7 protein-coding genes are annotated in these 12,145 nt (G+C 69.4%); 5 read left to right on the forward strand and 2 right to left on the reverse strand.

What is annotated here, in order from left to right:
• Nucleotides 1–333 precede the first annotated feature (333 nt).
• The 4 genes from H4W31_RS01650 (at nt 334) to H4W31_RS01665 (ending at nt 4,166) form a co-directional block, all read left to right on the forward strand.
• The gene (locus H4W31_RS01650) at nt 334–1,518 is read left to right on the forward strand and encodes a hypothetical protein (RefSeq protein WP_192765015.1); all 1,185 of its coding nucleotides are present in this window, start codon (nt 334–336) and stop codon (nt 1,516–1,518) included.
• Nucleotides 1,502–2,278 (forward strand): class F sortase, encoded by a 777-nt coding sequence (locus tag H4W31_RS01655; protein WP_192765016.1) that lies wholly within the window; start codon nt 1,502–1,504, stop codon nt 2,276–2,278. Before H4W31_RS01650 ends, H4W31_RS01655 begins: the two co-directional genes overlap by 17 nt.
• Nucleotides 2,279–2,653: 375 nt before the next feature.
• Nucleotides 2,654–3,412, forward strand: a complete 759-nt coding sequence (locus H4W31_RS01660; protein WP_192765017.1) for a hypothetical protein — start codon at nt 2,654–2,656, stop codon at nt 3,410–3,412.
• Nucleotide 3,413: 1 nt separating this feature from the next.
• A complete protein-coding gene (locus H4W31_RS01665) occupies nt 3,414–4,166 on the forward strand; it encodes a class F sortase (RefSeq protein ID WP_192771771.1) in 753 nt (250 codons plus the stop codon).
• Nucleotides 4,167–4,224: 58 nt separating this feature from the next.
• On the opposite strand, the gene H4W31_RS01670 is transcribed toward H4W31_RS01665, so the two are convergent.
• Nucleotides 4,225–9,324, reverse strand: a complete 5,100-nt coding sequence (locus H4W31_RS01670) for an NAD-glutamate dehydrogenase (protein WP_192765018.1) — start codon at nt 9,322–9,324, stop codon at nt 4,225–4,227.
• A gap of 389 nt (nt 9,325–9,713) precedes the next feature.
• Here H4W31_RS01670 and H4W31_RS01675 point away from each other — a divergent pair, with 389 nt between their 5' ends.
• Nucleotides 9,714–11,684 (forward strand): penicillin-binding transpeptidase domain-containing protein, encoded by a 1,971-nt coding sequence (locus tag H4W31_RS01675; protein ID WP_192765019.1) that lies wholly within the window; start codon nt 9,714–9,716, stop codon nt 11,682–11,684.
• Between the two features lie 120 nt (nt 11,685–11,804).
• On the opposite strand, the gene H4W31_RS01680 is transcribed toward H4W31_RS01675, so the two are convergent.
• Complete coding sequence (locus H4W31_RS01680; RefSeq protein WP_192765020.1) at nt 11,805–12,038, reverse strand: TM2 domain-containing protein; 234 nt, start codon at nt 12,036–12,038, stop codon at nt 11,805–11,807.
• Nucleotides 12,039–12,145 lie beyond the last annotated feature (107 nt).

Genomic DNA, 12,145 nt, shown 5'->3' on the forward strand with positions numbered 1-12,145 from the left:
TCCCGTCGAACGACGGGGCCGGTTGTCCAGGGACGAACCGGACGAGCGGTGCCGACCCGCCGAGTTCCACACCTTCGCGGAGAAACTGCGGCCGAGCACCCGGAACCGGCAAGCACCCCCAGAAAGAGGGATCCCGTACGGGGAGCGCCCGCCAGCGCATTGAGTGCGGTAGGGCCGGTACCCGCCAGGTTCCCAGTTACCACGTACGCCCACCATCTCGGCCCGTTCGGGGAAAAGCCGAAAGAATCCGATGAAACCTCACAAATTCGCTAATCTCGGTCGTGGCTCGTCTTTCCCGGCGAGCCGCGACAAGAGGGAAGGATGACGAAAGTCATGTCCAAGAAGTTCCTCGGCAAGGTGATCGCTGGAGCCGCTCTGGGCGGCGCGTCCCTACTGGTCTGGGCCCCCTCGACCGCCCTCGCGGACGGCGGGTACCACCCGGACGGATACCAGAAGCACGACTCGGGTCGTGTCTTCGCGAAGCCAGAAGTGGCGAAGCCAGGGCAGGAGGTCAAATTCATCGAGGTCTGCTCCGAGCCACAGCAGCACGCGTGGTTGTGGTCCAAGGTCACCGGCAAGGTGGATCTGGCACCCAAGGATCACAAGGAAGGCTACGAAGCCGACAAGAAGGCCGAAGAGAGCAAGGGCGGCTGGGACGACGGCGGCAAGAAGCCCGAGGAGAGCCCGGAGCACGCCGCGAAGCCCGGCGACCCCGGGAGCCACGAGAGCAGCGGCGAAGAGTACAAGAAAGAGCGCGAGTACCAGGAGTTCCTGAAGTACAAGGAGCAACAGGAGTACCTCGAGTACCGCCGCTACAAGGAGAAGTCGGCCCCGGCCGAGAACGGGGCGCCGCGGACCGAGGGTGCTCCGTCAGCCGAGGAAGGGGCACCGGCCGCGCCCGGCCCGTCCGCGGGCGCGGTTCCGGCTCCGCCGTCGCCGTCCGCGAACGGCCAGCTTCCCCAGCCCGCCGACGGTTACCAGCCGCCGGCCGGAGGGCCGGCACCCGGCGGTGTCGGCGGCAGCATGGCGGACGACGGCAAGGCATACGAAGAGGGCAAGCAGGGTTGGGACGACGGCAAGAAGGCCGAAGAGGGCAAGGACGGCTGGACCGACAAGAAGGCCGAAGAAGGCAAGCAGGGCTGGGACGACAGCAAGAAGGCCGAAGAGAGCAAGCCCGGCTGGGACGAGAAGAAGGCCGAAGAGCACAAGCAGGGCTGGGACGACAAGAAGGCCGAAGAAGGCAAGGACGGCTGGACCGACGAGAAGGCCGGCTACGAGTACTGGGCCGGTGTCACCATCCCGTGGGACGCCAAGCCGGGGACGTACGAGCTGAAGGGCTCCTGCGGCGAGGGCGAACTGATCATCACGCCCAAGGGCTGGGTCGACGGCGGTGACGGCGGAGCCACCTCCGGCAACAGCGACAACCTCGCGGTGGCCGGCGTGGGCATGCTCGGCATGGCCGCACTCGGCGGGCTGGTACTGATGCGTCAGCGCCGTACCGATGAATCGCACGCCTGACTCGGCGGTGGGCGGGGCCGGCGGCCGTCACGGGGGACCGTGGCGCGCCGCCGGCATCAGCCTGGTCGCCCTGCTGGCGCTGGTCGGCGCCGGCCTGATCGGCGCCGCCCTGAACGCCCCGGAACCGACGGCCCCGCCGCAGCCCAGCGCCGCCGCCGCACCGCAGGGCTCCGACGACGAACCCACCACCACCGACGCACCGCCGAGCGGATCGGCCTCCTCGTCAACGCCTCCGCCGCCCGGTTGGGAACTTCCCGACGTCGCCGCGGCGACACCCGGGCCGGCACCGACCACGACGTCGCTGGACCGGTCCGAACCGACCAGAATCGCCATTCCGAAGATCAGCGTCGGTGCGACGATCATGCCCCTCGGCATCACGACCGAGGGCATGGTGCAGGTGCCCCCACTGGCGAAGGCGCAACTCGCCGGGTGGTACCAACTCGGTCCGACGCCCGGGGAGGTCGGCAACGCCGTGATCGTCGGCCACGTCGACTCGAAGGAGATCGGCCCGGCGGTCTTCTTCCGGCTGGGTGCCCTGCTTCCCGGCGACACGATCGAGGTGACCCGCAAGGACGGCAGGATCGCCACCTTCGTCGTCGAGGGCGTGAAGTCGTACCCGAAGACCGCGTTCCCGACGGACCTCGTCTACGGCCCGACCGACGTACCGGGGCTCCGGCTGATCACCTGCGGCGGCGACTTCGACGAGCGGATCGGCTCCTATCCCGACAACATCGTCGCCTTCGCCAGGCTTGCCACCTGAGCAGGCGTGGCACGGCCCGGTCCCGGGGGGACGGCGAGTCTTCGCCGTCCCCCCGGTACGTCCGCTCCGACCGTCCCCGTCCGCCGCAGACGTGCCTGGGACACGGGTCCGGGCAATGGGCCCGGACGTCGCCGACGGGGTCTGACCGCTCGTCCGGGCACCGACCCGTCCCGGGGCGCCCGAAGGGTGTGTACGGCGTCGACCCGCCCCGGGAAGACGGCAAGGGTCCGGCATCGGCGATAGCCGTTCTATCACCTCAATACGAACTTTCAGAAGAAATACTCGTAATCGCGACATGGTCTACCAAACTAGCTAGCGTCGGTCGTAGCTCGACTGGCCGTCGGGCGAACCAACGGGGAAGGAGTACCTCGAGTTATGAGTAGCAACTTGCTGGGAAAGGTGTTGGCCGGCGCCGGGCTCGGCGCCGCCTCCTTATTGATCTGTGCGCCCGGAACCGCCCTGGCCGACGACTACCGGCCGGGACACGAGGACAACAAGGGCCACATCTACACCGAGCCGAAGGGGGTGAAGCCGGGACACAAGTTCAAGATCTTCCTCAAGTGCGAGCACCCGGTGGAGCGGCCCTGGGTCTCGTCGAGGATCACTGGCAAGATCTGGCTCAAGCCCGTGAAGGAACATGACGAGCGGGAGGGACGCCCACAGGCGCCGGATGACAACGGCTCCGAGGATCCCGGCCAGCCCTCGCAGCCGCCGCAGACCGGGCAGCCGTCGTTGCCGCCGGACGGCGAGCAGCCCGGGCAGCCGGAAGACGGCCAGCCCATGCTGCCGGAGGACGGCCTGCCGCAGGACGGGGCCGACGAGCAGACCGAGGACGGGGCCGGCGGGCAGCCGCAGGGCGGCGAGGGTGGCCAGGCGGCCGCGTACGGCGACGAACACGAGTACTGGGCCTGGGCCAAGGTCGGCTCGAAGACCAAGCCCGGCCACTACGAGGCCAAGGGATCGTGTGGCCACGGCACGATCGTGGTCCTGCCCAGGGGCTGGGTCCCCGGTGGTGACGGCGGCGCCAGCACCGACACCAGCCGTACCGTCGCCGGTGCGGGCATGCTGGGAGCGGCCGCGATCGGTGGCTTCCTGATGATTCGCCGACGTCGTACCGATGGCTCAGTCGCCTGACGTGCCGACCAGGAGCGCCAGCGGCCGGCACGGGAAACCGTGGCGTGCCGCTGGCGGCGTCCTGGTCGCACTGCTCGCCCTCAGCGGAGCCGCCCTCGTCGGCACCGGCCTCAATCCGGCACCGGCACAGCCGCCGCAGCCCGCCGACGTCGAGCCCGAGGTGTACCCGGAGCCGGACTGGGCGGCCGAGCCGGCACCGCAGTGGGAGTCCGCGTCGCCGACCCCGTCGACAACCGCCGCTCCGACCGGTACGCCGCCGAGCGCCCGGGCGTCGACCACACCCGCGCCGGTGGGGATGCCGCGATCGGAACCGACGAAGATCACGATTCCGAGGATCAAGGTGGACGCGAAGATCATGTCGGTGGGGCTGAACGGCGACGGCACCGTGCAGGTGCCCTCGCTCAAGCAGGCTCGGCTCGCCGGCTGGTACAAGGTCGGTGCGAGCCCCGGCGAGATCGGCAACGCGGTCATCGTCGGACACGTCGACTCGGCCGCGATCGGACCGGCGGTCTTCTTCAAGCTCGGCGCGCTCACCCGGGGCGACGAGGTACGGGTGACCCGGAAGGACGGCAAGGTCGCCCGGTTCCGGGTCGACACCGTGAAGTCGTACCCGAAGACGTCGTTCCCGTCCGAGGTGGTCTACGGCACCGCGGACACCGCCAAGCTCCAGGTGGTGACCTGCGGTGGAAGGTTCGACAAGAAGGAAGGCAGCTACACCAACAACATCGTGGTGTCGGCGAGCCGGATCCCGTGACCGGTGGAGCCCGGCCAGCCCGACGAGATCGGGCCGGCCAGGGCTCCACCGGTACGTCTCAGCTGGCCGCCGACGTACGCACCAGGGTGCGGATCTGTCGCAGCAGTACGGAGAGCGCCGCCAGGTCGGCCCGGGACTCGTCGAACTCCCCCATCGCCTTACGGGTCCGGGTGATCGAGATGGAGTTGGACCGCTCCCACTCCTCGACCCGCTGGTCCGGCGCCAGATCGGTCGAGGTCCCGCTGAGCACCTCGGCGGTGAGCGCGGCCAGGGCGGCGTAGAGGTCGTACCGCAACGCCATCCGGGCGAGCGTCTGCCAGCGGTCCTCCCTCGGCAGCAGCGAGATCTTCGACAGCAGCGAGTCGACCCGGAACCGGTCGGAGAGTACGAAGTAGACCGCCGCGACCTCGCTGACGTCCCGACCGGTCGTGGTCGCCGTCTCGACGATGTCGAGCAACCCGAAGCTGTACATCAACCGGGTCGCCTGCTCGGCCAGCTCCCGGGGCAGCCCCCGGCCGATCGACGCCTCGACGTGCGCCTCCAGCGCCCGCCGCTCGCTGCCGTAGAACAGGTTGCCCAGCTCGGGCAGGAGTCGGGACACCCCGTCGCGCAGCCGGGCGGTCTCGGCCGGCACGTCGATCGGGGAGCGACGGTTGGTCACCAACCACCGGACCGCGCGGTCCAGCAGCCGGCGGGTGTCCAGGTAGATCGCGGTCTGCACCTCGGTCGGCACCCGGTTGTCCAGCGCCTCGATCTCGGCCCAGACCTCGCGCAGCCCGAACACCTCGCGGACCACCACGTACGCCCGGATCACGTCCGCCGGGGTCGCGCCGCTCTCCTCCACCACCCGGTAGATGAACGAGATGCCGCCCCGGTTCACCGCCTCGTTGACCAGCATCGTGGTGACGATGTCCCGGTGCAGGCGGTGCTCCGACATCCGGTCGGCGTACCGCTCGCGCAGCGGGGTCGGGAAGTAGCCGGCCAGCACCTCGAAGGTCCAGCCCTCGTCGGGCAGGCCGTCGGCCAGGATCTCCCGCTCCAGCACGATCTTGACGTACGCGAGCAGCACCGCGAACTCCGGCGCGGTCAGCCCCGACTCGGTCCGGGTCGCCAGTTCCTCGTCCGGCGGCAGCGCCTCCAACTCCCGGTTGAGGTGACCGGCCCGCTCGAAGTCGCAGATCATCCGCCGGTGCACCGGCAACAGGGACGCCGCCTGGGCCATCGCGTTGCCGATCGCCCGCGCCTGGTCGTAGTTGTCCCGGAGCACCAGGTGGGTGACCTCGTCGGTCATCTCCGCCAGCAGGGCGTCCCGGTCCGGAACGGACAACTCGCCGTCGGCCACCGCCGCACCGAGCAGGATCTTGATGTTGACCTCGTGGTCCGAGGTGTCCACCCCGGCCGCGTTGTCGATGAAGTCGGTGAAGATCCGGCCGCCCGCGAGGGCGTACTCGATCCGGCCGACCTGGGTGAAGCCCAGGTTGCCGCCCTCGCCGACGACCTTGCAGCGCAGGTCCTTGCCGTCCACCCGGATGGCGTCGTTGGACTTGTCGCCGACCTCGGAGTTGGCCTCCGACGACGCCTTGACGTAGGTGCCGATCCCACCGTTCCAGAACAGGTCGACCGGAGCGCTCAGGATCGCCTTCATCAACTCCTGTGGGGACATCGACTCGGCATCCGCGTCGAGGTCGAGCGCCGCGCGGACCTGCGGGCTGATCGGGATCGACTTCGCGGTACGCGGGTAGATCCCGCCGCCCTCCGAAATCAGCTCGGCGTTGTAGTCCGCCCACGAGGATCGCGGCTGGTCGAACAGCCGCCGCCGCTCCACGAAGGAGGACGCGGCATCGGGAGTCGGGTCCAGGATGATGTGCCGGTGGTCGAAGGCGGCCACCAGCCGGATGTGCTCGGAGAGCAGCATCCCGTTGCCGAACACGTCGCCGGACATGTCGCCGACCCCGGCCACGGTGAAGTCCTGGGTCTGGGTGTCGATCCCCATGTCCCGGAAGTGCCGCTTCACCGACTCCCAGGCGCCCCGGGCGGTGATGCCCATCTTCTTGTGGTCGTAGCCCGCGGAGCCACCGGAGGCGAACGCGTCGGCCAGCCAGAAGCCCTGGGACACCGAGATCTCGTTGGCGATGTCGGAGAAGCTGGCGGTGCCCTTGTCGGCCGCCACCACCAGGTACGGGTCGTCGGCGTCGTGCCGGACCACGTCGTGCGGCGGCACGATCTGCCCGCCGACCAGGTTGTCGGTCACGTCCAGCAGGGCCGAGATGAAGCCCTTGTAGCACTCCACCGCCTCGTCCCGGTCCCCCGGCTTCTGCTTGAGCACGAAGCCGCCCTTGGCGCCCACCGGCACGATCACCGCGTTCTTCACCATCTGCGCCTTGACCAGGCCCAGCACCTCGGTACGGAAGTCCTCCCGCCGGTCGGACCAGCGGATGCCGCCCCGGGCCACCGGCCCGAACCGCAGGTGTACGCCCTCGAAGCGCGGCGAGTAGACGAAGATCTCGTACTTCGGCCGGGGCGCCGGCAGGTCCGGGATCGCCTGCGGGTCCAGCTTGAACGCGACGTACGACTTCGGCCGCCCGTCCATCCGGCGCTGGTAGAAGCTGGTCCGCAGGGTGGCCTGGATCAGCGTCAGGTACGACCGCAGGATCCGGTCCTGGTCGAGGCTGCTCACCTCGTCAAGCTGCTGCCCGATGCTGGTCACCAGCTCCTTGCTGCGCAGCACGCGCTCCTCGGCGCTGCGCCCCGGCGACGGCGAGAACCGCACCTCGAAGAGTTCCACCAGCGAGGCGGCGATCTCGGGATAGGCGATGAAGGTGGACTCCATGTAGTCCTGCGAGAAGACCGTGCCGGCCTGGCGCAGATACTTCGCGTACGCCCGCAGCACCACCACCTGCCGCCAGGTGAGCCCGCCGCGCAGTACCAGTTCGTTGAAGCCGTCGACCTCGGCCTCGCCGCGCCAGGTGGCGGAGAAGGCGTTCTCCACGTGCGGGCGGACCTCGGCCAGGTCCCGGGCGCCGTCCGGCAGCTCCAGACCGAAGTCGTAGAGGTAGATCCGCCCGTCGATCCGGTCCACCTCGTACGGGTGCTCGTCAACGACCCGTACGCCGAGGGAGTGCAGCACCGGCAGTACGGCGGAGAGCACCATCGGCTCGCCGTACCGGTAGACCTTGAACCGGACGTCCTCGACGGTGGTGGCCGGTGCGGCGGCGCCCGGACGGACCGCCTGCTGCTTGCGGAACATGTGCATTTCGAGCTGGCCCGGCTCTTCGAGCAGTTCGAGCTTGGCGAGGTCCTTCATCGCCTCGTACGGGGTGTGCCCGTCCTTGTAGCCCTCCGGGAACGCGTCTGCGTACCGGCTGAAGAGCCGCTTGGCCTGCTCGTCGCCGAGCTTGCGCTCCAGCACCAGCCGGTAGTCGTCGTCCCACAGCCGGGTGGCGTCGGCGAGTTCCTCGGCGAGCAGGTCCGCGTCGATCTCGCTCGGCGGGTTGGCCGGGTCGGTCCGGACGATGAAGTGCACCCGGGCGAGCATCGACTCGGTGACCCGGGTGGTGTAGTCGACCCCGATCCCGTTCAGTTCGCGGAGCAGGATCTCCTGCATGCGGAGCCGGTTCTGGGTGGTGAACCGGTCCCGGGGCAGGTAGATCAGGCAGGAAATGAACCGGCCGTACCCGTCGCGGCGCAGGAAGACCCGCAGCTGGCGGCGGCCCGCCATCCGGAGCACCCCGACGACCGCGTGGTAGAGGTCGTCGGTCTTGATCTGGAACAGCTCGTCCCGGGGGTACGTCTCCAGGATCTGCAACAGGTCCTTGCCGGAGTGGCTGCGCGGGCTCAGCCCGGAGCGGTCCAGCACCTCGGCGACCTTCCGCCGGACCACCGGCAGCTCGCGGACGCTGGTCCGGTACGCCGCCGTGGCGAGCAGGCCGAGAAAGCGGCGCTCGCCCACCACCTCACCGTCGGAGTTGAAGAGCTTCAAGCCGATGTAGTCCAGGTACGCCGACCGGTGCACGGTGGCCCGGGAGTTCGCCTTGGTGATGATGAGCAGGCGCTTCTCCGTCACCTTCTGGTGCGCCTCCGGCGTCATCGAGGAGAGCGCCCTCGGCATCGTCGAGTCCTGCCGCAGAATGCCCAGCCCGGTGCCGAGGACCGCCTCCAGCGCCTTCTCACCGGGGCTGTCTTCGGTCGCGGGGCTCGCAAGCTCACTCCTCGCGCTCCCGCCATCAGCATCGACCAGGCGGTACTCGCGGTAGCCGAGGAAGGTGAAGTGCTCGTGCGCGAGCCAGCGCAGCAGTTCCACCGAGTCCGTGATGTCCTTCTCCGGCACCGGTGGGCGATTGTCCGAGGTCCGGTCGGCGGCCAACTCGTCGGCGAGCGCGAGGGCCCGTTGCCGCATTTTCGGCCAGTCTTCCACCGCCTCGCGTACGTCGGTGAGCACCCGCTGCAACTCGGCCCGCAATCGGTCCCGGTCCGCCGCGCCGCGTACCGGATCGATCTCTATCCGCATCCAACTTTCGACGATGTCGCCGTCGATCGCGTCGTCCGGTTCGACGTCGGCGGCGACCTCGGTCAACTTGCCGAGTGGCTCGCGGCGGACCACCACCAGCGGATGCACCAGCATGTGTACGTCGAGGTGGTGACCGGTGAGCAGGGCGGTAATCGAATCCACCAAGAAGGGCATATCGTCTGTAACTATCTCAATGACGGTATGCTGCTGGTCCGGGACCGGCTCGTGGATCCGCAGCCGCAACTCGCCCGGCACCCGCTGTTCGGCCAGCTCACGGTGGGCCCGCGCGGCGGTCAGCATCTCCTCGGCGGTGAAACCGATCAGCTCCTCGTCCGGCGCGAACCGCCAGAACCGGTCGACCAGGGTGGCCGCGTCGTGGTCGTCGCCGGCCAGCGTGACCGCCTGGGCGACCAACCGCTCGGCGTTCGGCACCGGCTCGTCGAGATCCGCGTCCTCCACGTCGTCCGCCAGCGCCTCCGGTGGCAGCCCAAGGTCGTAGAGGGTGTCGATGCTGGCTCCCGGTACACCGGTCACGCCGGAGGCGAGTCGAGAGCCCACCCCGTCGTCGTCGACCGCCGTGTAGCTGTCATCTCGGTCGGCATACGCCGGCCGGAGATCGGGTTCCGGTTTGATCGCCGGACGCCGGTCCATCGTGCCACTCCCCTCGACCCACCACGCCGTGGGTCACTCTCCGCCAGACTAGGCCCTGCCGATACGCGCCCCTATCGGCGGACCGTCAGCCGGACTTCGGATCCGGACTTTGTCCTTTCACCTGTTGCGGGTACTTGACACGCCCGTCCGGGAGTACCCACGCTTCCCCGGCCTTCACCCGTTCCGCCGCACCGGGAACCGGTACACCGCGTTCCGCCGTACTCCGCCCGACATCGCCGGAACCAGCGCAGAAATGCACCAAAAGGGACGTACGGGCCCGAGCCGTCATTCCCGGCACCGGGGCGCCCGCCGAACCGGTCCGCGTACTACCGTCAGGCTGCCGCCGGAGGAGTTCACGGCGGTGCGCCGAGCTGGAAGGTAACCGCAGCATGGGCTCTCCGTATCCATCCGTCCGCTCCCGTGGCCGACGGCCAGTCCCCCGCCGGATCGCGGGAACGGTCGCCGGGCTACTGCTCGCCACCGGAACCCTGGTCGGCTGTTCCGACTCGGACGGCCCGGACCGGGCCGTGGACGCCTTCCTGGCCGGCTGGCGGGGCGGCGATCTCAACAAGGTCGGCTTCCGCAACCCGGCCGGCGAGCGGGTACCGGCGAACGACGTGGCCGCCGAACTCAAGGAACTCACCGGCGAGCTGGCCAAGACGCCCCCGGCGCTCCGCCGCGAGGGCGAGGCGAAGATCACAGAAGGCGCCGCGACCGTGACGGTCCGGGTGGACTGGACGTTGCCTGGTGACACGCACTGGACGTACCCCTCGGAGATCCACCTCAAGCGTGGCAAAGATGACGATTGGCAGGTCATCTGGGAACCGAAGGTGATCGAGCCCAGGCTCACCAGCGGCGACCGGCTGGCCCTGCGCCGGCTCCCGGCCAAGCGGGCCCAGGTGGTCGACGGCGCGGGCAACGGCATCGTGGTGCCCCGGCCGGTGGTCGTGGTGGGCGTGCAGCCCAGCGAGGTGTCCGACGTACCGGCCCTGGTCCGGGACCTGGACCGGGCGTTCAAGGCGATCCGTCCACCGATCACCCCGGCGATCGACCTCACCGACCTGCCGAAACGGTTGGAAGAGGCGAAACCGGACGCCTTCGTCGACGTGGTCAGTCTGCGACGGGACGCGTACCTCCAGATCAAGCCCCGGATCTACGACCTGCCCGGTACGAAGTTCCGGGACGAGCAGCGGGAGCTTGCCCCGTACCGGGGCTTCGCCGCCGCCCTGCTCGGCTCGGTCGACCCCGTGCAGGCGGCCGACATGGAGGCCAACCCCGGGTTGTTCGAGAACGGTGACCTGATCGGCCACGGTGGACTCCAGGGCCGCTACGACAAGCAGCTACGGGGTGGCGTCGGGCTGAGCGTGATCATCACCACCAAGCGGCCGGACGACTCCGTGACGCCGACCGGCACCGAGACGTTCCGCCAGGAGCCGCAGGCCGGTGCCCCGCTGAAGACCACCCTCGACGTAGCGGCGCAGAGCGCCGCCGACCGCGCCGTCGAGTCGGAGAAGCATCGCAGCGCCGTGGTCGCGGTGCGGATCAGCGACGGTGCGGTGCTCGCGGCGGCCAACGGCGCCAGCGCGGAGAACCTCGCCTTCGACGCCCAGGTGCCGCCGGGCTCGACCTTCAAGATGGTCAGCACGCTCGGCCTGCTCGACGCGGGCGCGGTCACCCTGGACGCCCCGGTCGCCTGCCCGAAGACGTTCACCGTGGACGGGCGTTCGTTCAAGAATTCCGACTCGTTCGCGCTCGGCACGGTGCCGTTCCGGACCGACTTCGCCAAGTCCTGCAACACGGCCTTCGCCGCCCTCGCGCCCAAGCTGGGCCCGGACGGGCTGGCCAACGCGGGCCGGAGCCTCGGCCTGGAGAGCAGCTGGCAGCTCGGGATCGACGCGTTCACGGGCAAGGTCTCGGCCGGCGGCTCGGCCGCCGAACGGGCCGCCGCCGCCTTCGGCCAGGGCACCACACTGGTCAGCCCGCTGAGCATGGCGGCGGCCACGGCCGCGGTGGCCCGAGGTCAGTGGCAGCAGCCGAAACTGGTCCTGGAGCCGGCTCCGGACCAGGCCGCGGCACCCGGTCCGCAACTGAAGGCCGGCTCGGTCGAACCGCTGCGCGCGATGATGCGCGAGGTGGTCACCTCGGGGACCGGTTCGGCGTTGAAGGACGTTCCCGGCAAACCGGTGTACGGCAAGACCGGCACGGCGGAGTACGACGACAATCCGGCGCACACCCATGCCTGGTTCGTCGGCTGGCAGGGGGACATAGCGTTCGCGGTCTTCGTCGAAAAGGGCGGATCGAGTACGGCCACCGCCGTACCGATCGCTGAGCGCTTCCTACGCAATCTGGCCGCCCGCTAAGGGTGGCGTTGGCTGTTGGGTGAGCGCGTTCGGGCTCCGGAGCGGGCTCGGGGCGGCCGACGGGAAAAGTAACCCGTCGGCCGCCCCATTGGCACCGCTTCACCAGCAGTGGACCGCTGGTCAGCGGGCCAACGCGAGGCCTTCCTTGTCGGTGAACTTGCCGATCAGGATCATGATGAAGTCGATCAGCACCCAGATGCCGAGCCCACCGAAGGTGAGGATCATCAGAACGCCGGTGCCGATCTTGCCGACGTAGAACCGGTGTACACCGAACCCGCCGAGGAAGAAGCAGAGCAGCACCGCGACGAGCCAGGAGCGCTGCCCGACCGCGGGACCGGCAGTGGTTGTGGACATGTTTATTCCCTTCAGGACACACAGGCTGATTGCACCGCGCCGAAGACGGCGCGAATCGTCCACGCCAAGGGGGTTGTGCGGCGTGAACGGCGATCGCGCACATTACC

The organism is Plantactinospora soyae, from assembly GCF_014874095.1.
In the GTDB taxonomy this organism is placed as follows: Bacteria; Actinomycetota; Actinomycetes; order Mycobacteriales; family Micromonosporaceae; genus Plantactinospora; species Plantactinospora soyae.

Coding starts and splice junctions, on each gene's coding strand:
- H4W31_RS01650 (WP_192765015.1), top strand. CDS start 334: ATGTCCAAGAAGTTCCTCGGCAAGGTGATCGCTGGAGCCGCTCTGGGC.
- H4W31_RS01655 (WP_192765016.1), top strand. CDS start 1,502: ATGAATCGCACGCCTGACTCGGCGGTGGGCGGGGCCGGCGGCCGTCAC.
- H4W31_RS01660 (WP_192765017.1), top strand. CDS start 2,654: ATGAGTAGCAACTTGCTGGGAAAGGTGTTGGCCGGCGCCGGGCTCGGC.
- H4W31_RS01670 (WP_192765018.1), bottom strand. CDS start 9,324: ATGGACCGGCGTCCGGCGATCAAACCGGAACCCGATCTCCGGCCGGCG.
- H4W31_RS01675 (WP_192765019.1), top strand. CDS start 9,714: ATGGGCTCTCCGTATCCATCCGTCCGCTCCCGTGGCCGACGGCCAGTC.
- H4W31_RS01680 (WP_192765020.1), bottom strand. CDS start 12,038: ATGTCCACAACCACTGCCGGTCCCGCGGTCGGGCAGCGCTCCTGGCTC.